The following is a 23,037-nucleotide window of genomic DNA, read 5'->3' on the forward strand; positions in this document are numbered from 1 at the left end:
ATTATGACACTATACAGACAGCTAGTGGTCGGCATGATAGCCGTTTTTTTACTGTTATTGACGTCGGTGTTTATTATCGAAATTAACACCACCAAAGATTTTTTGGAGCGGCAGCAACGCTCTGAAGTCAATAACACCATCAATACCGTCGGACTTGCCTTGGCGCCGTACCTACAGTCTCAAGACAAGGTCGCCGTGGAATCGGTGATCAACGCCCTATTTGATGGCAGCACCTACTCTACGGTTCGCCTGGTATTTCTTGAGAGTGATGAAGAAATACTGCGCACTTATCCAATCAAACCGAGCGACGTACCTGCATGGTTTACCAATCTTCCTCTGTTTTCGCCAATCCAGGACTCTCGCGTCGTCACTAGTGGCTGGCTACAGTTGGCAGAGGTAGAAATTGTTAGTCACCCTGGCGAGGCCTATTCTCAGCTTTGGCATGCGTTTGAGCGTCTTTCAGCGGCATTTTTGGGCATTCTCGTATTAGGCTTACTCGCTATCGCGTTTATATTACGCCGAGCGCTGAATCCACTGCGCGCCATTGTGGTTAAAATGGAACAAGTGGCCAATCGTCAGTTTGGTGAACCGCTGCTTAGACCTAGAACCCGAGATTTGATTGCTGTCGTAGATGGCATCAATAGTATGTCGGCACACGTAGAAGAATCCTTCAAACAGCAAGCGAAGGAAGCACAGAAGCTGCGCGAACGCGCGTATATGGATCCCGTGTCTCACCTTGGTAACCGTGCTTTCTTCATGGGACAGCTCAATCAGTGGCTGAGCGAATCTTCATTGGGTGGCGTCGCCATCTTGCATGCTGAATTTATTAAGCAGACTTATAAGGGGGAAGGTTATGAGGCTGGGGATGGGCTAGTGCGCGAGCTTGCCGATCTACTGTCGATGACCATTAATTTGCCAAACACCGTGATCGCTCGTATCTCGACGGATGAGTTTGGTTTTGTATTCCCGAATATTGATGAAAATGAACTCAAGTTCGCAGCCAACAGCATCATCACCTGTATTCAAGATCTCAATGCAGACCCAACTGGTCTTAGCAAAGCAAAAGCATCCCTTGGTGTGGTGTTTAATGAAGAGCGCAAAAATTCTACGCAAATGCTGTCTGTGCTGGATAACGCGCTCACCAAAGCTAAATCGAATCCAGAGATAGATTATGGTTACATCTCTAACGAACACACTGGCGTCATCATGGGCAAACAGCAATGGCGCGCCTTGGTCGAAGAGGCCATCAACGACGACGAAGTGACTTTCCGCTTCCAAGCTGCCAATAGTAGCTGGGGTGAAACCTATCACCGTGAGGTGTTCTCTGCGATTGAAAAAGATGGCGAGCGCTACACGGCTAACCAATATCTATTGGCGCTTGAGCAGCTTGATGCAAGCCACATCTTCGATGAACACGTCATTATATCGGTCATCAATAAGCTAGAGCGTGAAGAAATGTCTGATGCCATCGCCATCAACATCACGCCGACCAGTATTGCTCAGCCAAGCTTCATTCGTTGGATATCGTTAGAACTAAGTAAACACGCCAGTATTTGTGAGAAGCTGCACTTTGAGATACCAGAGAGCTGCTTTATCAGTAACCCGCATCACACCGCCCTATTTTGTAATGCCATTCGCAATGCGGGAGCAAAATTTGGTGTCGATAATTACGGACGCAACTTCCAATCTTTGGAATACCTCAACGAGTTTAGACCCGATTACGTGAAATTGGATTACTTGTACACCCATCAACTTGATGATGAAAAACAGAAGTTTACGCTGACGTCTATTTCAAGAACAGCACACAACTTAGGTATCAAAACCATCGCCTCTCGCGTGGAAACACAAACTCAGCTCGACTTCTTGTCTGAGCACTTTGTTGATGTGTTCCAAGGCTTTATCGTGGACAAATAATAGGTGCAGAATCCATGAAGGATCCGTTACTCAATTCGCTCATCTACATCAGTCGATATTACGGCTTAGCCAACTCCCCTGAGGCGTTGGTTAATGGCCTGCCCCTATCTTCAGGCAAACTGACTCCATTCTTACTGCCACGCTCAGCCGAGCGTGCGGGTTTGGTCGCCAAAGAAAACCGGGCGGATCTGGATGCTATACCAACCATCGTTTTTCCTGTCATTCTGCTTCTCAAAGGCGGCGATGCGTGCGTGCTGAACAGTATCGATCAAGAAAAAAATGAAGCGGAAATCATTACACTTGAGTCTGGCATGGTGCCCATCTCCATTGCGCTAGACGATCTTATTGCCCAGTATTCGGGGCGTTACTTCTTGGTTAAAAAGCAGTTTCGCTACGACGAGCGCTCTCCTGAAGTACTTAAGACCCGAGATGGCCACTGGTTTTGGGGCACCTTATGGGAATCAAAACGCATCTACCGCGATGTGTTGATTGCCTCGCTACTTATCAATATCTTCGCTATTGCCGCGCCGCTGTTCACTCGTTTGGTATACGACAAAGTGGTGCCAAATCTTGCCTTTGAAACCCTCTGGGTACTGGCTGCGGGTATTTTTATCGTCTTCGGCTTTGATTTACTGCTCAAACTCATGCGCAGTTACTTTATTGACGTAGCAGGTAAAAAGTCAGACATTCTTATTTCATCTAAGCTGTTTAGCAAGGTGATGGGCATCCGAATGGAGTCGCGTCCACCGTCGGTCGGAGCGTTTGCGCGTCACTTGCAAGAGTTTGAATCGATTCGCGAGTTTTTCACCTCAGCAACCATAGCTTCCCTGATTGATCTTCCGTTTGCGCTGCTGTTCTTAGTTATCATTTGGCTAATGGCAGGTAACTTGGTGATCATCCCTATTGTCGGGGTTGTGATTCTCATTATTTATTCGCTACTCATCCAAGGGCCGCTGCGCAAAACTATCGACGAAGGGTCGCGTCTTGCTTCGCAAAAATACGCTAACTTAATCGAGAGCTTAGCTGGACTAGAAACTGTGAAAATATTTGGCGCCCAAAGCCAATATCAGTACCGCTGGGAAGAAGCGGTCGCTCACATGGCAAACTGGAATATTAAAAGCAAACGTATCACTGATGGTATTCAAAATACCGCTGGCTTTGTGCAGCAATCCTCCAACATAGGCATGATCATTCTCGGCGTTTACTTAATTGCAGAAGGTGAGCTGACCATGGGTGGGCTCATTGCCGCTACTATGTTGAGTAGCCGTGCAATCGGTCCCTTAGTGCAGCTTTCGCTGCTATCAACACGCTACAACCAAGCCAAATCGTCAATGACGATTATCGAACAGGTCATGGCGATGCCCGACGAGCAAGAAGAAGGCAAGCGCTACATTCACCGCCCTATCATTCACGGTAAAATCGAACTGGATCGCGTCACCTTCCACTACCCAGATTCACCCATGGCGTCGATTCGGGATTTAAGCCTAACGATAGAGCCAGGAGAAAAAGTGGCTATCATCGGTCGTATTGGTTCAGGGAAGACCACGCTTGAGCGGCTCATAATAGGTCTTTACCAACCAACTGAAGGTCATGTCAGGATTGATGAAACCGACATTGCTCAGCTTCACCACGTGGACGTAAGACGCAATATTGGCTGTGTACCACAAGACTGCGCTCTATTTTACGGATCTATTCGCGACAACATTACGCTAGGGCGACCACTGGTCGATGATCGCGATGTTATGGACGCAGCGAATCGCGCTGGGGTGACCGTCTTCACTCAACAAGATCCTGCGGGCCTTGAAAGGCAAGTAGGTGAAGGTGGCTTGCTCCTATCAGGTGGTCAAAGACAAGCTGTCGCGATTGCCAGAGCATTCTTAGCTCGCCCTCCGATTTTAATTATGGACGAGCCCACCAGTTCGATGGATAACCGCTCAGAGCTGCATATTAAAACCCAGCTCAAGCAGCTCAAAGAGTCGGAAACACTGCTGCTGATTACCCACAAAACGTCCATGTTGGATGTGGTTGACCGAGTCATTGTCATGGAAAAAGGCACCATCATAGCGGATGGTCCAAAAGCTCAGGTACTCAACGACTTGAGACAAGGCAAAGTCAAAGCCGCAAGCTAAACCCACAAAAAATCCCGCTCAACTCGAGCGGGATTTTTTTATACTAACAGCTAGATAAAGATACGGGCGCGTATGCCAAACACCCAGGCATGACTTTCACTCGAAAACGCAGGATCTTTGATGTATTGGATATCAGGCGTAATTTGAACGTGATCCCCCCACTGCATGTTGTAGTAAAGCTCTGCAGCAACCTGTCTTTCCCCAGCATTTAAGAACGTTTGTAGTGTGTCTTCATTGGTTTGTGACCAGTTAATGGCAAAGCCCAAATTATTGGTCGGCTGACCTAAACCAAAATAGCCCATACCGACTGACAATGAGCGGTCATACAAGGCAACATCCCCCTCAGAAATACCACCACGAACAAATGGCATTATTTGCGGAGTAACAAATTGGCTCCAAGAGAAGTTCACACCTTGCCCAGACTCGCCGCCTATAACCGTACCATCTTCCAATACAGTCGATGACAAGCTATGGCGAGAGCCCGCATCCATGTGCCAAAAGGTCAGGTGCAAGTTATCCGTATAGATTTTCTCTTGAGAAGCAGTCCAGCCAATTTCTAAGGTTTTAAAGTACGCCGCGTCACCGGCAAAGGCAGTGTCGAAACCATCAAAAATGTCCTCTGATTTACCTTTCGCATCAGCAATACCGCCGATAATGTAGAAATTGTCACCCAACATATGACCAGCAGAGAGTGCCAACACACCATCATCGGGTAAACCCATCGCGCCCGCACCGGTTGAAAACGCAAGATTCGTAAATCCGGACCAAGGACTTGCTAAGGCATAAACATCAACATAGTTGGTCACGTCTTGCCAACCGACAATAATGGAGCCTCGGCCATCACTGATTTTTTGCTTCCAGTTTAGATCCGTGACGCGAAAACCTTGGTCAGTGAATGCAGGTGCAATCATACCCGCGTAGCCTACTTGATCTTGCCCAAGCCACGCGAAACTCTTCGGATCGGTATCGGTGTAGCTGTGTCTGTGTTCAACCTTCCACACTAGGCTGCCCGCATTGTCTGTGCCATGGCCAAGTAGATTCCACGAACCGTAAAATCTGGCAACGCCTGAAGCTGCATTCACGTTAGCGCCATCAACACCATTGGGCGATTTTAGCCCCAGAGCAAAATAGTCCGCACCAAAGGTAAAACCCTTATCCGCTAACTGATTGCGCCAGTCTTTCTTTTGCTCCGTTTGCTGAGCAATCGTATTCTCAACGGAGTCTGGGCCTTCAAAGTTAGCCGCACTCGCCGATAGGACAAAAAATAGACCGAGTAATAATGGGCTTAATGAAAAAGTCTTTCGGGTCATAAATAACGCTCTTTTAGGTGAATGCTTGGTCATCTATTTTAGTCGACTGAGCACTTATTAATTGCCATTTGATGACATTGAATAACGGAGTGGACGACACATAAAATCTTACTCAACTAAAATTCATCACCTCACGTTATATACCCACACAGGTGCTCGGTTTATCTACGTATTAAGGGTGTGATACTTTGCTAACAGGCACGCTCAACTACACTATCGTTAGCCCAAGAGTGAGGAATAATAATGACCAGTATTGTATTTTTTAGCGCCAAATCTTACGACGAAGTTGCCTTTGAAAGCGCGAAAGGGTCAAGACCATTGCACTATCAGTTCTATAGCTTTGGACTCAATGAAAAGACGGCAAAGATGGCGAAAGGACACGACGTCGTCTGTGCTTTTGTGAATGATGATTTGTCGAGGCCAGTTCTAGAGCAGCTCGCACATCGTGGTATTAAGATGATTGCCATGCGCTGTGCTGGATTCAACAACGTTGACCTAGAAGCAGCGAAGGAGCTGAACATTCAAGTGGCGCGCGTTCCGGCTTATTCTCCCGAAGCCATTGCTGAGCACGCTGTCGGCATGATGATGACGCTAAACCGCCGTTTCCATAAGGCGTTTCAGCGCACTAGAGACGCGAACTTTTCATTGGAAGGCCTGGTTGGATTCAACTTTCACGGGCGAACTGCAGGCATTATCGGCACTGGCAAGATAGGCATTGCGACCATTCGTATCCTTCGAGGGCTAGGAATGAACGTGCTTTGTTATGACCCGTACCCAAATGAGGCAGTGACAGAACTCGGAGCTACATACTGCGAGCTCGATGAACTGATCAGTAAATCGGATGTGATTTCACTGCACTGCCCTATGCAGCCTGAAAACTATCACCTTCTCGATGCTACTGCTTTCGGTAAGATGAAAGATGGCGTGATGATTATTAACACCAGTCGAGGAGAACTACTCGACGCATCGGCTGCAATAGAAGCGCTCAAGCAGGGTCGTATAGGCGCTCTAGGCTTAGATGTGTACGAGAGTGAGAAGGAGCTGTTTTTTCAAGATAAATCCAACGATGTAATTGTTGATGATGTCTTTCGTCGCCTATCGGCGTGTCACAATGTGCTGTTCACAGGTCACCAAGCGTTTTTAACCACTGACGCACTCGAAAATATCGCTGAGACAACACTGGGTAATGTTGAAGACTTTGCTGTACAAAAGCGTTCTGCGAACTTCATTGACTAGATAAAAACGGGATGATTTGTAAACACAAATCATCCCGTCGACACTAGGTTTTTGCCTTGATTTTTTGGTAGCCGCTTACCGCAGCGTTACTACGTATCGTGAACAATAATAATCTGGCTTAGTTCAGGAACACTCAATGACGATATTCCAGTCACACCTTCAAGCTCAATGGTGACGCTCTTACCATCTTTATTGATGTTAACCAGAGTACCAGTTTCATCTGCCGTATTCGTCACTGTGATGTTGTTATTATCTAGCAAGTCATCAAGAGTTTCACCGCTACCTTCAAACACATCCGTTAAGTCCAGAATATCGCGGTTTCCATCGACTTGAGAGAAGTCAGTGACGACATCGTAACTGCCATCGAGGTCATCGGCTCCCCATTTAAAGGTATCGTTACCTAGACCACCAGTGAGGACATCATTGCCCAAACCACCTTCAAGCACATCGTCACCATCCGTGCCGTGAATAACAGTCACTCCGCTGCCACCCTGCACGGCGTAATCCACTTCTTCCACATCGGCTACATTACCGTTTGGTACGATATTGACATTAACCGTTGCTGTATCATCGCTTTGCAGCCCATTAGAATCCACCGCACGATAATCGAACGCATCGGCAACTTCGCCATCAGTGACGGTTAAGCTCTGTAGGACAAAGCCAGCGTCCTTACCTTCAGCGTTGTAAGGCATGATTCGCATTTCATCAAAAGGAAGAGTCGATGTGACCTCGATGACCGCCTGATGATCAACGATGGTACTGTTGTCCATTACAATCGGCGTTTCATCAAGCAAGGTACCGCCCGCATAGAGATAAACGAATATCTGAGCTGCACCGTTACCATTCGCAGCTGCGCTGAACTGTCCAGTTAAGCTACCAACACCAACCAAGGCTCGAGTCATCATACCCGCTGTAAATCGAATAGACATAAACTCATTCTGCTTAGCTTCTGTCTCTTTACCTTGTCCGTTCTCATCATCCCGCTTGGTGAAGAAGCCTGATTGTTTAGCCGCGCCAGCACCATCGAAGGCGATCTCTTCCATTTCAACACCAATGTGCGGTTTATCGCCAGTATAAGTCCCCCCCGTCACTTCAACACCGTTACCAAATGGATCTTGTCCTTGATGGTTATAGCCAAGAGCCGACACATCAAAACCAACCTCTAGGTCATAATAGATATTGGTGGTGTCCTCAACGAGGTCTCCTACATCTAAATCAAAACGCTCGCCTGTACCTGATAAGAAGTAAAGCTGACCAAACTCTGGCTCGCCGACAATCTCGACCAAACTGTCCTTATCATTACTCACATCGTCCTCTGCATCGGTAACAAAATCCGCAAAGCTAAGAGGAATGGTGTCATCAGGGGCAAAGAACTCAAAATCCGTCACAAGTGGTGGCGTATTTGGCTCCACTGAGGTAGGAGCTTCAAGCACGATAAGATCAATGAGTTCAGTCTCTGACTTATCGGCAGGAGAGAACGTGGTATCTCCCTCGGAAGCAGTTGCAGTAATCGTCAGCGGATAGGTACCTTTGTCAGCCACTTGAATCTGCAGGTCATCCAGATTGCTCCAATCTGAAATATCGACCTTGCCATTGGCACCAGCATTCGATGTTTGCGTACCGTTAGTGACAATCGCACCTTGTGGCAGACCTTGGATCAACAGAGTCAGAGTTTCTGAACCATCCGTATCAGTAAGTTTGGCAACAATATCGCTGATATCGATATAGGTATCTTCATAGCCTACGTTGCTGCGCGCTGACAATACGATGTTATCCAAAAGTGCGCCGTAGCTATCGTCTTGCTCAGATTCGAACTCAATACGATAAGTGCCGTCTTTCGGTACTTGGAAGAACTCTTGAACATCATTCCAGTCTCGATTTACGGAATCATCGAACTCAAACAGCTCTGTACGGTTGTCCTCTTCGTCTACTAGGAACACTTTGAGTGGTGAGTCGTTAACGCGTCGCGCTGCTACGTCAAAATTAAGCTCGTAGAATTGACCACCTTTGCCTTCAAACTCAGTAAACAACGAGTCGTCTTTGCCACGGCGTCCTTCTATTTCAAACAGTTGATTGTCTCTGTCTTGGGCATTACCACCAAGATAAACGTCCTCTCGACCCACTTCGACAACGCCACCAGGGTTGTTTGTTCCCCAAGTGCCTACAGAACCATTCGAGCTAAGCTCAGTCTCTGTCACATCACCACGCCAAGAGCGATTGAGTGTGACGTTCTCAAAGTCTATTGAAGCAACGATTTCATCACCAGACACTTGCAAAATAGGTTTATCCGTCACCGGTTTAACAACAACCTCTAGGTCGTGAGCTTCAACCTCTTGGTTTAAGGCATCAAGACCTGTCACCAGTAGAGTAAAGTCAACATCGCTGTCTTCTGGTGGTTGCACTGTTAACGTATCAAGCATCAATGGAGTGACAGACACCGAGTTATCTGTCACTGTGAGCTCGGAATTACCATCGAAGATTTTTGCACCAGTAGGAATGTTGGAGATGACAATCGACTCCGCAGCGCTGCCGGCTGGTAGGCTAATATCGAGGTCAATTTTGCTATCTTCAAAGCCACTTGCTGCCGCAACAGTTACATCAGCAACACCGGTCACCGAGATGGTCGAAACTGCCGTATTGGATGGCTCACTTGCATCATCAAACGTCGTAATCTCAATAATTCGATCATCTTGCGATGGAGATTGGCTATCGTTCTCAAACTGAATCAGGCTAATTGCTGCTTCGTAATCGTCGGCTGAAGCGTCACCCATCAGCGTGATTTTTATCGCGCCTGAGCCTAGTGTTTCAGAGATAAAAGTAATGCCGCTCACAAGCTGATTGGCAGGCAGGTTAGGGTTGCTTGGCGCAACCAGCTCAAGACTGTCGCCCTCTTGTGGGTTGGTCAACACAATCTCTGCCAAAGAGATGACATTGTTTTCATCAAAGATCGTAATGTCGGTATCAACGACCGACATCGCTGCATCTCCCTCGATAAACAGAGCTTCATAGCCCGTACCCTCTTCGCTAAGATCTAAATCCAGCGTCGGTGGCATGTTGTTATCACGCTGGTCAACAATCGTAACTACAGACTCTTGACTCTCTCCCTCATCGCTATCGACGGCTTTGTATTTAAAGCTGTCGTTGAGTGCCGTTTCGATGTAACGAAGTTCCCAGTTACCAGGTCCATCGGTTCCGACCGTTACACCGGCAATGAACACGCCTTCATCAACACCCGATAGGTCATCTACAGAGAAGCTGAGCTCATGGAACAGATTATTGTTTCCTGACGTCTCTTTCTGTACGTCTGGTACGTAGTCGACCACATCGCCATTGCTGAGCGTCACTTGAATCGTCACAGCAGACTCATTGTCGTTTTCTAGTCCGCTGTAGAAGTAGCCACCCATGCCATCTAGACCAAGGTCAATATGAGTCGCGGGACGCTCTGAGAAGTCAATTGTGAGCTCTTCACCTTGATTAATACCATGGCCACCGCCAATACCTAAACCATGCCCTACATGGTTAGCTTGTACATCACCTCGGTACTGAGTCAGGTTGCCTTTGTTAGAGCTAATGGATATGGAGTCACCATTTTCTAATTCTAGAACGCGATTCTTACCATCAACCTTGTCACCCCAATTGTAGAACTCATCCTTAGTGCTCTCTAAGTCACTATCGGTTGGTATAACCTTGGTACCCAATACGAAGCCTTGTGCATCAGCATCTGGTTGGTAGGTGATTTGAGTCGGATCAAAGGTCTCTTCGTTGTCGACGTTAGTCTGAGTGATGGCAACACCGTTGTAGAACAGTGTTCCACCGATAGGAAGTTCGGTAATCGTCACCTCTACTTGAGTACTATCGGCATCATCTTCGATGTCAGAAATATGGTCACTACCCTCGCCTTCAATAGTTCCTGTACCTGTATCGAACACAACAGAGACTGGATCGTTGCCATCAATAGAGAAGCTGAAGTCTTCTGACTCCGGTGGATCGTTGACGGGAACAACATTGATCGTGGATGTGGCAACATTAGATGCCAAGTTTTGATCGTCGTATACGGTAATCTCAATCTGTCGCGATACGTCGCTCGGATCTTGACTGTCGTTAGAAAATTCGAGCAATTTCAATGCAGCTTCATAATCCGCACTGCTCGCTTCACCCGTTATAGTGATTAGAGTTGCCGTCTCTACAACCACCAGCCCAGCCGGAAGTGTTCCACTCAAGTTAAACCCAAGAGAGTCATTGGCTTGAGGGTTAGTAAACTTGATCTCAGCTTTAGTGATGGTGTCGATATCATCTTGAATATTGATATCTTCATCGACAATGGCTATCGAGCTATCACCTTCGGTAAAGGTATTTTGGTAACCGTCACCTTGACTTGACGCTGAAGGACGCAATGTTACGACCAAGTCGTTGAAGTCTTGGTCACTATTACCCAACACGATATCCTCTATGCGGATTTCTGTTTCGCCATTGCCGTTATCGATGATATTAAACTGCTCACTATCATCGGTTGATAGGAAAACAGGCTTAGCTGGAGCTTGACCATTCACTAGCAGTTCACCTTGGTCGTTAAAATTCAAGGTTGCATCATCAGGTGTACTATCCGCGCCATCCGCGATTAGGAAAAACTCGACATTATCCAAAGAGTCTAACTCTGCTAGTACCGTTTGGCTGGCAATACCTGACTTAGAATCTTGAATCAGAACAACTGGATCGGACGGGTTACCTTGTCCATCAACTAAGTAGTAACCAAGCACATTGGAGTGTCCAGCACTTTGGCTTTCGAAGACTACTTCGAAGTCTTCACCATCGAGATCAATCGTTGGTGCTTGGTTGTCATTGTCACCGCCTGGATTACCGCCAATCTGGCCATCATCAGAAATGGTCGCGCCTGCGGTAACGCCCGTCACACCATTCGTTGTGAGACCTGCTGATTCAGATACCTTAAGTTCAAACGTTTCATCCTGTTCGTACTGGTCATCATCATTAATACCGACTCGAATTTCGACATCAGTAACACCAGCTGGTACAACAATTTCACCTCCAATAATTGGGATATCAACGTCTTCCGTGCCGTTGTTGTAGCTTGCCGTTGTTGTAGTAAAGTCGTTGTTGTCAGTGGTGCCATCAATACGCTGCAACTGCAGAGTTAACGGCACGTCAGACGGGTTACTAAGTTCAAGGGTAAATTCGGCATAGACAGCATCTTCACTAACTTCTCCGCCACCCGTTAATGAAAGCGTTACAGGATCATTGTCTATGATTGTGCCTGTAACAGTTTGACCATCGATAACAATTCCAAACGTTTCATCACCTTCGTAACGATTATCATCTACCGTTGGAATTTCGATGGTAAATGAAGACACATCCTTCGGTACTTCCAAAACACCCAAATTCGCGTTGTAAGTTACACCGTTGCTGAATTCCAACGCAGCAAGATCGATATCATTGTCTGATGAGGTATCAGCAACGCTAAAGTCGATGTTGAATAGGGTTTTGGCATAGGTGCTGCCATCGAGAGTAACGCTGTAGAGGAAACTATCTCCTTCTTCTACGGATTGACTATCCACATCAATAGTAATACTGCTGACCGAGACTGGAGCAGGGTTGACGAGTACATTTACTGTCGCAGTATCAAAACCACCTTTGTCATCAGTGATCTGATATTGGAAACTATTTAGTCCAGAGAAGCCTTCAGGGAGGTCGAAAATAACATTGTCACCTTCGATTCGAGCGTCACCCTCGTCTTCACCGAACACATAGGTGATTCGAATACTATCGCCATCCAAGTCACTATCATTCGCCAAAATGTCAGTAAGCGGGATAACAACAGGTTCATCATGTCCAAATACAAACGCATCAGGTCCACTCACTTCCAAACCTTTCAAGAAGTAATCTGAAGAATCGGGTCTATCGACAGGTCCATCAACGTACTCAACCGCTTCAAAAATCAATCGGTCGAAGGCTACGCCACCTGTGTCTATATTGAATGTTGGGCTGTTGGTCGAGTCATCAGAGAAGAAGTCACTCGCGACCAATTCACCCTGATAGTAAGCAGACCATTTACCTTGCTCACCACCACCTTCACCTTTAATCAGATTATTGACGGCAAAACGACCTGAGGTTGCAGGCTCATCAAGCGTGATTATCAGCTCTTCCGATGCCCCTTCCGCTCTATTGAACTGAATTTGGGCTTCTGGGCTACCGCCAGGAACATCCGTAGCCTCAACACCGAGACCTCTACCATTGAACACCACTGACTCATCTGAACGTGGATAAAAGGCATCGAGCTGGACATCATTCCAACCTTGGTTGCCATCCCCCATGTCACCTTGAACCAAGTGATATCCTACCGGGTCATCAACCGCATCTGGTGCTTGGTTTTCACGCTGGTCATTGATAGTAACGACTGATTCTTGGCTTTCTCCACCATCCGAGTCTACCGCTTTATATTTAAAGCTGTCGTCTACACCCGTTTCGAGGTAACGAAGCTCCCAGTTGCCAGCACCATCGGTGCCAAACTCAACACCAACGATAACCATATCTGACACGTTGGTAACACCATCAATATCAGCAAGCGTCGCAACATCAAAGCTAAGCTCGTGGAACAAATCCTGGTTGTTAATCGCTGTTTTTTGGAAGTTCTCCAGAGGGTACTCAAAGGTATTGCCATCATCATCGCGCAGCGTTAACGTGATAGTAACCGCCGTTTCTTTTGCTTCGACTTGGTTGGGTGAGAAGTAACCACCAACACCATCTAAGCCCATGCTGATAGTTGTGGCTGGGCGTTGGGAGAAATCAATCGTTAATGACTCCCCTTCATTGATGCCCTGTCCGCCGCCAATACCAAGACCATGTCCCACATGATTTGCTTGTACATCACCTCGGTATTGAGTCAATCTGCCTGAGCCAGAAATTTCAATAATATCGCCATTAGCAAGCTCTAATTCACGGTTTTTACCATCAACCTCACCACCCCAGTTGTAGAACTCTTCTCTGGTGCTTTCTAGGTCGTTTGCTGGATCATCCCCAGTCGGAATGTCTTTTGTACCTAGAATAAAGCCTTGTGCATCCTCACTCGGTTCAAAGGTAATCTTGGTTGGGTCAAACGTATCACCGTTGTCGACATTAGTTTGAGTGATTTCAACACCGTCATGATAAAGCTTGCCGCTTAGCGGAAGCTCTGTAATAGCAACCTTCACCTGCTGACCATTCAAATCATCTTCAATGTCTGAGATATGATCATCGGTACCACCAGTATCCACTCCATCAATCGGACCAGTCCCCGTATCAAACACCACGCTTACAGGGTCGTTTCCACTGATATCAAAACTAAAGTCTTCTGACTCTGGAAGGTCATTTACTGGGACAACAGTGATGTTCGAGGTAGCGACATTTGACTGCACACTTTGATCATCAAATACCGAGATTTCAATAATTCGATCGGTGCTGATCGGGTCTTCACTATCATTGTCAAATTGAAGCAGTTTTAGCGCGGCTTCATAGTCAGCCGTGGAACCCTCACCTGAAATAGTGAGTACCAATGCCCCCGCTATGGTCGCTCTAGTGACATCCAGACCTGTTGGTAGCGAGCCAACAACTTGTAAGCTGTCACTCGCTTGTGGGTTGGTGAGCTTGATTTCCGCTTTGGTAATAACGTCAATATCATCATCAATGACGATATCGCTATCCACCACCATGATGGGGTCATCACCTTCGGTAAACGTCGCTAAGTAGCCTGTGCCCGCTTCACTATCGTCGAGATCAATGACTGGAGCGAGATTGTCATTGTCACCGTCTGGCTTACCATCAATTTCGCCATCATCAGAAATGGTTGCGCCAACGGTGATTCCAGTCTCACCATTGGTAGTTAGACCAGCAGGCTCCGTGACTTTGAGGCTTAAGTCTTCATCTTGCTCATACACGTCGTCATCAACAATGCCGACATTGATATCCACTGCGGTAACGCCAGCAGGAATCACGATTTGATTATTGATGATATCGAGTGTGACATCCTCGCTGCCATTGTTATAGCTCGCCGTCGTAGTGGTAAAGTCACCACTGTCGGTCGTGTCATCAATGCGCTCAAGAGTGACGGTAAGCGGAACGTCCGATGGATTACTTAGGCCTAAAACATACTCGACAGAACCTGCGTCTTCACTTACTTCACCACCACCGGTAAGCGTGAGTGTCACGTCATCGTTATCAAGGATGTTACCTGCGAGAGACTGCCCACCAATCGTTAAGGTGAAGTCTTCTGTGTTCTCGAAGCGGTTATCATCAACGGTTGGTAATTCGATAGAAAATGAAGAGACTCCTGCAGGGATTTCTAGTTCACCAGTTACCGCGTTGTATGTCACTTCATCGCTAAAGTCTAAGCTACTTAAATCAATATCATTTGCCGAAGCTGAGTCGGAACCGGCACCGAACGCAATATCAAAAAAGGTTTTAACGCTGGTGGTGCCATCGAGAGTCACGTTATAAATGAAGCTGTCACCTTCGGTCACATCGTTATTTTCAGCCTCAAAGGCAATAGTATCCACAGCTACTGGTGCCGGGTTAATTAACACGCTAACCGTTGCGGTATCAGTACCGCCCCGCTCATCAGTGATTTGGTACTGGAACTGAGCATTCCCGATAAACTCATCAGGCAATTCAAACACGACATCATTCCCGTCAATGTAGGCATCACCTAAACTTTCACCAAAAATGGACGTCACGCTAAAGCTATGGCCATCGGGATCGCTATCGTTAGCAAGGATTTCACTTAGTGGGATACGAACTTCTTGTCCCTGGGCAAATACATAGGCGTCAGCGCCATCGAACGAAACACCCTGCAAGAAATAGTCTGAAGAATCATTCCCTCTTGCTGCACCATCCGTGAACTCAACGGCTTCAAACTCAATTCGATCAAAGGCAAAGCCACCGGTATCAATATTGAAAATACCTGCATTACCTTCTTCATTTGAAAAATAATCGGAAGCAATCAATGTATCACCCAAATAGGCGCTCCATTTACCTTGCTCGTGGTTATCCGTTCCCCCTTCATCCGCGTACAAGTTCGTAACGGAGAATGAGCCACCGACCGCTGGAGCTTTGAGATCAATAGTTAGCTTCTCTGACTTTCCTTCATTGCGGTTATACTGGATTTGCTCGTTAGAGCCACCGGTGGACGTGCCGTCGATCCCCAATTTGTCGCTGCCATATACCTGATAGCCGGTGTCAGAGCCATCGTAAGAGGCAGTAACGCTATCAATTAGGTCATCTGAGTCATTGGTATCAAATGTCCAACCAGGCTTCTCAGAGCCGACCGTGCCTATTGTTCGATCTAGACCTTCAGGGTCATTTTCGGCAATCGGATCGGTATTATCGTTATCGATGATGCTACCTGTGGCACTCACTCCATCTAAAGTCAGTGTGTAGGTCTCAACGGGCTCAACAAGCGCATCATCTACGGTAGGGAGTACGATGTCGAAAGTGGTCACGCCAACGGGCACATTCAACACGCCGTCCACCAAAGTGACATCATTAGTGAAGCTGATGTTCGCTGTGTCGACATCTGGCGATATCGGTAAGTTAAGTGGATACTCCACTGGGGACAGAGTTTGCTCGGAAAGTGTTACATTGAAGACGAGATCATTGCCTTCTACGACCGAGTCATCATCACCTGCGACCTCAATAGAGGTGATCGAAGGTTTGTCGTTGTCTAGAATGCTGCCCGTCGAGTCTACGCCGTCTATGGTAAGGGCGTACGTCTCTGTTGGCTCAACTAGGGTATCGTCTACGGTTGGCAAAACGATATTAAAGGTCGTCACGCCGATAGGCACATTGAGCATGCCATCGACCAAAGTTACGCCATTGGAGAAGCTAATGCCCGAAATGTCGACATCAGGGGAGGCCGGTAGCGTAAGTGGATACTCAACGGGTGATAGCGTCTGCTCTGATAACGTCACATTAAAGACGAGATCATTGCCCTCTACGACTGAATCATCATCACCAGCAACATCAATAGACTCGATCGAAGGTTTATCATTGTCGAGGATAGTACCTGTCGACTCCACGCCATCTAACGTTAACATGTAAGTTTCGGTCGGCTCGACGATGGTGTCGTCTTCAGTCGGCAGGACAATATCGAACGTTGTTACGCCAACAGGTACGGTAAGCATACCATTGGCAAGCATTACGCCATTGGTAAAACTGATGTTGGCAATGTCGACATCAGGGGATGCAGGTAAGGTAAGTGGGTATTCCACTGGTGATAAGGTTTGCTCTGATAACGTGACATTAAAAACTAAATCGTTGCCCTCAATGACAGAGTCATCGTCACCAGCGACTTCAATCGAAGTGATAGACGGCTTGTCATTATCTAGAATACTGCCCGTTGCTTGGACATCATCGACTGACAAGGTATAGGTTTCAGTTGGCTCAACAAGTTCATCATCTACGGTTGGCAGCACAATATCAAACTGAGTAACACCAGCAGGTACATTGAGAACGCCGTCCACAAGCGTTACGTCGTTAGAAAAACTCACGTCAGAGGTAATGACATCTGGAGACAATGGCAAGTCAAGTTGATAGTTGACCGCCGATTGCGTCTCTTCAGAAAGCACCACACTGAAGACAAGATTATTGCCTTCTACAACGGAATCATCCTCACCAGAAACATCAATAGATGTGATGGTTGGCTTGTCATTATCTAAGATCGTACCGGTTGAGCTAACACCATCAACTTGAAGATCGTAAAACTCTGTCGCCTCTACAATCTCATCGTCCACTGTCGGTAAGATAATATCGAATGTTGTGACACCGATTGGTACGTTAATCATCCCCCCGACCAACGTGACATCATTGGTGAATGTGATACCCCCAGTGTTGATATCATCTGATGCAGGCAAGGTCAGTGGATACTCAACTGGAGAAAGCGTCTGTTCTGATAACGTCACGTTGAAAATCAGGTTTCCACCTTCTTCAACAGTGTCATCTGAAATAACAACTGACGTTACCGTTGCCTTGTCGTTATCTAGGATAGAGCCCGTAGCATCGACACTATCTAGCGATAATGTATATGTTTCAGTTGCCTCAACAATGTCGTCATCCACCGTTGGTAACACGATATCAAACGTTGTCACACCGATCGGCACATTGACCATACCATCCACTAATGTCACACCGTTGGTGAAACTAATGTTGGACGTGTCTACGTCTTCAGAAACAGGCAGTGACAACGGGTACTTTACAGGTGACAAGGTTTGCTCTGAAAGCGTGACATTAAAGACTAAGTTGTCCCCCTCAACGACAGAATCATCACCACCAGCAACATCAATCGAGCTGATTGATGGCTTATCGTTATCTAGGATAGTACCTGTAGAATCAATACCATCAACAGATAGGGTGTACGTTTCTGTAGGCTCAACAAGCTCATCATCCACTGTTGGCACAACGATATTGAAGGTCGTAATACCGGCAGGGACATTGAGCATTCCGTCGGTCAAAGTCACGCCATTGCTAAAACTGATGTTTGTTGTATCAACATCGGGAGAAGCAGGCAGTGTTAAAGGGTATTGCACGGGTGATTGTGTTTGCTCAGATAAGGTTACGCTGAAGACAAGGTTGCTGCCTTCCACTACCGAATCATCCTCACCCGCTACATCAATCAAGGTCACCGATGGTTTATCGTTATCGAAAATGCTGCCAGTAGACTCCACACCATCGACATTTAACGTGTAGGTTTCTGTTGGCTCAACAAGTTGGTCATCCACCGTTGGGAGAATAATATCAAAGGTAGTCACTCCCACAGGAACATTAAGCATGCCATCAACCAACGTTACATCGTTGGTAAAGCTAATGTCTGACGTGTTTACATCATCGGAATCAGGAAGAGTCAGTGGATATTCGACAGGTGACAAGGTCTCTTCTGAGAGCGTCACACTAAAGATAAGGTTCTCACCCTCAACAACGGAATCGGTATCTCCGGCGACATCAATCGATGTCACTGAAGGTTTATCGTTATCAACAATACTGCCGGTCGACTCAACTCCATCAAGATTCAATGTGTAGGTTTCAGTGGGTTCAACAAGGTTGTCGTCCACTGTCGGCAAAATAATGTCGAAAGTAGTCACACCAACCGGAACGTTAACCATACCATCAACCAGCGTAACACCGTTGGTAAAGCTGATATCTGCAGTATCTACATCAGGAGATAGCGGGAGCGAGAGCGGATACTCAACTGGCGATAGCGTCGGCTCTGAAAGTGTCACGTTGAACACTAGGTTTTCGCCCTCGACGACTGAATCGTCATCGCCAGCCACTTCGACAGATTGAACCGACGGCTTGTCATTATCCAGAATGGTACCCGTTGAGCTTACACCCTCAACATCAAAAACATACGTTTCAGTAGGCTCAACCAACTGATCGTCAACGGTAGGTAAAATGATATCAAATGTCGTTACACCAATCGGAACATTCAAATTTCCATCGACTAGGGTGACACCGACCGTGAATGAAATGGTGGTGAGATCGACATCCGTCGATTCTGGTAAGTTGAGTGCGTATTGAACTTCAGTGAGCGTTTCTTCTGATAGCGTGACGGTAAATACGAGGTTTCCACCTTCGACAACACCGCTTTCTCCCCCTTCTGGAACGACAGAGAGAACTGTTGGTTTGTCGTTGTCATAGATCTCCCCAGAAGCCTCAACACCACCAACAACAAATGTGTAGTTTTCGGTCGCTTCAACAATGTCATCATCGACAGTTGGAATAACGATATTAAAAGTAACAACACCAGCAGGAACGTTTAACACCCCTCCAGATATGGTCACTCCTTCACTAAAAGAGATGTTCTCTAGATCAACGTCCAAAGATTCCGGAAGCTGAATAATAATGTTTATGGCAAGAGGAGGAGCTTCAGAAAGGCTGACGTTAAAATCGAAGTCTGTGCCCTCGCCAACACCGAGCTCATCTGAAACCAAGGTCACAGCCGTCACGACAGGAGGTACGAATCCAAGAGCATCAAGGACTGCGAGAGATTGGGTTTCGGTGAGGCCTTGAGCTTGCAGTCCCGACGTATCAAAACTGGTTGCCGCTATAGTCTGTGCCCCTGCACGGGAAATAGAGCCAATCGCAATTGGGCTAGAACCGCCTTCTTCACCTGCAGCTGGTGCTTCCTCTTCATTTTGAGTTGGATCTTGGCCTTGTTCAATTTGCGCAATAATAGCCTCAGCATCGACATCACCGACATTAACCGTTTGTCCCTCACCATCAGGTTGAATCAATTCGATATTAAGCTCTTCACCCACCTCAGCGTTATCCAAGATGTCGATAACTACATCCCCAGGACGCGGAGCAGTCCCTTCTGGCAATACCGTGAGATTACCCTGCGCATCGACAATCAAAGTTCCCGATACCTGTACTAAAGATGCTAACGAAATCGTACTCATGTTCTGCTCCTTGAATCACCCGCTTGCGCCCGGGCGTTCGATCTAGGTTCCAAGCCAACTGCTTCTGGTCTGCGCGTTATCTATCTTGACTTTATTGTTCGAATGCGGCGTTGCCAGATTAAATTTACTTTGTACTTACATTTAGATACCAGAGTAGCCAAAAAAATGAAACTTTCTGCCAAACTAAATCGCTGTTGTCTCAAAAACGAAAAAAGTCTCGCAAAAGCGAGACTTTTTATTACTTTTCTATGTTCAGCAGAGAGTTAGCCAATCACAGCAATGAACCCTTGAAGTATGACTAGATTAACGATGTCGATAAAGAACGCACCAACAATAGGCACCACCATAAAAGCTTGAGGAGATGGGCCGAAGCGGTTAACAATTGAGCCCATATTCATGACAGCCGTTGGCGTCGCACCTAAGCCGAAACCACAATGTCCACCCGCAATCACAGCACCATCGTAGTTTTTACCCATTACACGGAAGGTAACGTAGTAAGCGAAAATAGCCAGAACGACAGATTGAACACCAAGGATAATTAAGAATGGGATCGCCAAGTCAAAGATATTCCACAACTGCAAGCTCATCAGAGCCATCGCTAGGAATAGAGATAGGGAAACCGTACCGAGGATATCCACCGTCTCTGCATCCACTTTATAGCTTTTTGTCACTTCGCAAACGTTAGTAATGAACACACCAATAAATAGAGCGTAAACAAAGTCGGGGATCATCAGCCATGAGATTTCAAAGGTGTTGACCCACTCGTGTAGATACTTAGCGCCTGTGACACAGATAAGCAGGATAAACAGAACCTCAACCACTTTTTTAGCAGTTACTCGATCACGTTCATTTTCGTTGTAAGTAACAAGCTCAGGAAAACGTTCGTGGGTATCATTGCCACGACCGTATTCTGACTCAAAATCATTTTTGTCTATCAAGCGCTGTGCAACTGGACTGCCAATAATACCGCCAATGATGAGACCAAAAGTAGCTGAAGCCATGGCAATTTCTAGGGTATTCGCAATGCCGTACGTTTCAGTGAACGTCGTAGACCAAGCGGCGCCGGTGCCGTGACCACCAGAAAGAGTGATAGATCCGGCAATTAACCCCATCAAAGGTTCAAGACCAAGCATAGTGGCAAGGCCAACACCGACACTGTTTTGTATAATGATGTAAATAGAGGCGATCGCCAGGAACACAAAGACTTTGGCACCGCCTTTCATCAACTGAGTGTAATTAGCTGCTAACCCCACGGTTGCGAAGAACATCAACATAAAGGTTTTCTGTAACGGAAGAGAGAACTCTAAATTGATATTGTTGAAGTGCAACACAGTAATAATGATGGCGACGATCAAGCCACCGACAATGGGCTCTGGAATATTGTACTTGCGAAGCGCAGGTAGCTTACTGTTGATGATGTGACCAAGAAAAAGAACGCTGATTGCGATCAAAAAAGATTCTAACGTGCCAACAGAGATGGTGTTGTTCATATGACCTCTTTTTTTGCTGTATCGCTCATCTTCCTTAATGAGGTTTCGATTCGATATTGTAGTGTAGTAAAAATAGGATAGCTGGCGATCTCTGCAAAATCACCACACGACCTTGTTTCTATATCCATAACTTTTTGAGTGCCGAGGAAGCGTCGACATAATGACAACCCAAACGACTCGCGATGGGTGTATTGAAGCCTTTGAGACACCGAGAGATGCTTTAGGCCAAAAGAATAACTACACTGGTTAAGGCCGGATGGTAACACAATCTCGCAAGATCGACTAATTTGACAAATAATACAAACAATAAGGGACTACTGTGAAAAGAATTGCTCTCGCAACTGGATTACTTCTTACCCACATGGCGTATGCTGAAGTCGCTATTAATTACCAACAACCACAATCTTCCACTGACAAAACCGCGCAGCAGGCAATCAAAGAAAGCGGTGCAAATGAGTTGCTAGTCGAACTGTCCAACGACTACTTCTCATTCAATCAAGCGCTGACCATCCAATATGGCGGCGAAGACGGCCCCCTCTATGATCCATCAACGCATACTGTGCACATGCCGTACGCGTTTTACACCGATTCTCTCAATTACTTCACCAAAAATGACTATCAAAATCGATTTGGTAAACCTGCGCAACAAGGTGCCATCGACACTCTACTCCACACTCTACTTCATGAAGCCGGGCATGCTTACATCGCCGATCAAGGCATTCCTATTTTAGGCAAAGAAGAAGATGCCGTTGATAATTTTGCTGCGGTCATCATGCTGAATTACGTTGAGCACGGTGCCGATGCCACCATCAGTGCCGCAGACATGTTCGCGTTTGAGTCTGAAGATAGACCCGACTACTATGATTTTTACGAATACATTGGCGAGCACAGTTTCGACTTGCAGCGCTATTTCAGTACCTTGTGCTTAGTTTATGGTAGCGATCCTGACAACCACGCCAACCTGCTCGATGAGATTGAAAAAGACTATCTTGATGAGCAAAAAGATAAGTGTATCGCCACGTATCAAGAGATCGATTACAACTGGAAGCAAGTATTAAATATCGATACTAATTCCAGTAGTTAATCATTGAGGTTCTATGCCGACATCACTCATCCTGTTTTATGATGGTCACTGTCCACTTTGCGTGAAAGAGATGACCGCTCTGAAGAAGCATGACACGGATAATGTTATTCAGTTGGTCGACATTTTCTCTGAGACCTTTGAACGCTACCCAGACATTGACCCAAAATCTGCCTCTGAGAGATTGCATGCCTATGACGAGAACGGGGTACTTTGGGAAGGGTTAGACGTCACGTATCAAGCATGGCGTCTTGTCGGCCGAGGACACTATTACGCTTTTACACGCTGGCCACTGTTAAAACCAATATGTGACTGGTGTTACTTGAAATTTGCCCGTCACCGCTACACGGTGTCGGGCTGGCTAATGGGCAAAAAGCGCTGTGACAATTGTCGCATCGATTGATGAGTCGACAAGTCACAGCCTCTCAACATCCCGCTCAC

Annotated in this window: 8 protein-coding genes; 5 read left to right on the forward strand and 3 right to left on the reverse strand. The window is 46.6% G+C overall.

Features of this window, described 5'->3' with window-relative positions; all coding sequences use genetic code 11:
* Positions 1-3 precede the first annotated feature (3 nt).
* Positions 4-1,914 carry a bifunctional diguanylate cyclase/phosphodiesterase gene (locus tag ACVA6Q_RS00635; protein WP_353500046.1) on the forward strand — a complete coding sequence of 637 codons (1,911 nt, stop codon included), beginning with the start codon at positions 4-6 and terminating at the stop codon, positions 1,912-1,914.
* A 14-nt stretch (positions 1,915-1,928) separates the two neighbouring features.
* A complete protein-coding gene (locus ACVA6Q_RS00640) occupies positions 1,929-4,043 on the forward strand; it encodes a type I secretion system permease/ATPase (protein WP_446646107.1) in 2,115 nt (704 codons plus the stop codon).
* Positions 4,044-4,093: 50 nt separating this feature from the next.
* Here the strand turns inward: ACVA6Q_RS00640 and ACVA6Q_RS00645 are convergent, their stop codons facing one another.
* Positions 4,094-5,353, reverse strand: a complete 1,260-nt coding sequence (locus tag ACVA6Q_RS00645; protein WP_446646108.1) for a carbohydrate porin — start codon at positions 5,351-5,353, stop codon at positions 4,094-4,096.
* A gap of 243 nt (positions 5,354-5,596) precedes the next feature.
* Here ACVA6Q_RS00645 and ACVA6Q_RS00650 point away from each other — a divergent pair, with 243 nt between their 5' ends.
* On the forward strand, positions 5,597-6,589 hold the full coding sequence (locus tag ACVA6Q_RS00650) for a 2-hydroxyacid dehydrogenase (RefSeq protein ID WP_446646109.1): 993 nt from the start codon (positions 5,597-5,599) through the stop codon (positions 6,587-6,589).
* An 89-nt stretch (positions 6,590-6,678) separates the two neighbouring features.
* On the opposite strand, the gene ACVA6Q_RS00655 is transcribed toward ACVA6Q_RS00650, so the two are convergent.
* Positions 6,679-20,025 carry an Ig-like domain-containing protein gene (locus ACVA6Q_RS00655; protein ID WP_446646110.1) on the reverse strand — a complete coding sequence of 4,449 codons (13,347 nt, stop codon included), beginning with the start codon at positions 20,023-20,025 and terminating at the stop codon, positions 6,679-6,681.
* A 263-nt stretch (positions 20,026-20,288) separates the two neighbouring features.
* Complete coding sequence (gene gltS, locus ACVA6Q_RS00660; RefSeq protein ID WP_418642684.1) at positions 20,289-21,515, reverse strand: sodium/glutamate symporter; 1,227 nt, start codon at positions 21,513-21,515, stop codon at positions 20,289-20,291.
* Positions 21,516-21,876: 361 nt separating this feature from the next.
* Here gltS and ACVA6Q_RS00665 point away from each other — a divergent pair, with 361 nt between their 5' ends.
* Both ACVA6Q_RS00665 and ACVA6Q_RS00670 read left to right on the forward strand, forming a co-directional pair.
* Complete coding sequence (locus ACVA6Q_RS00665; RefSeq protein WP_446647149.1) at positions 21,877-22,599, forward strand: DUF4344 domain-containing metallopeptidase; 723 nt, start codon at positions 21,877-21,879, stop codon at positions 22,597-22,599.
* A 13-nt stretch (positions 22,600-22,612) separates the two neighbouring features.
* Complete coding sequence (locus ACVA6Q_RS00670) at positions 22,613-22,999, forward strand: thiol-disulfide oxidoreductase DCC family protein (RefSeq protein WP_446646111.1); 387 nt, start codon at positions 22,613-22,615, stop codon at positions 22,997-22,999.
* Positions 23,000-23,037: the final 38 nt, after the last annotated feature.

The organism is Vibrio sp. DNB22_10_4, from assembly GCF_052879755.1.

Bases quoted from the DNA above. Each gene is read 5' to 3' on its own strand.
- ACVA6Q_RS00650 (WP_446646109.1), top strand. From the start codon at position 5,597: ATGACCAGTATTGTATTTTTTAGCGCCAAATCTTACGACGAAGTTGCC.
- ACVA6Q_RS00640 (WP_446646107.1), top strand. From the start codon at position 1,929: ATGAAGGATCCGTTACTCAATTCGCTCATCTACATCAGTCGATATTAC.
- ACVA6Q_RS00655 (WP_446646110.1), bottom strand. From the start codon at position 20,025: ATGAGTACGATTTCGTTAGCATCTTTAGTACAGGTATCGGGAACTTTG.
- ACVA6Q_RS00645 (WP_446646108.1), bottom strand. From the start codon at position 5,353: ATGACCCGAAAGACTTTTTCATTAAGCCCATTATTACTCGGTCTATTT.
- ACVA6Q_RS00665 (WP_446647149.1), top strand. From the start codon at position 21,877: ATGGCGTATGCTGAAGTCGCTATTAATTACCAACAACCACAATCTTCC.
- ACVA6Q_RS00635 (WP_353500046.1), top strand. From the start codon at position 4: ATGACACTATACAGACAGCTAGTGGTCGGCATGATAGCCGTTTTTTTA.
- gltS (WP_418642684.1), bottom strand. From the start codon at position 21,515: ATGAACAACACCATCTCTGTTGGCACGTTAGAATCTTTTTTGATCGCA.
- ACVA6Q_RS00670 (WP_446646111.1), top strand. From the start codon at position 22,613: ATGCCGACATCACTCATCCTGTTTTATGATGGTCACTGTCCACTTTGC.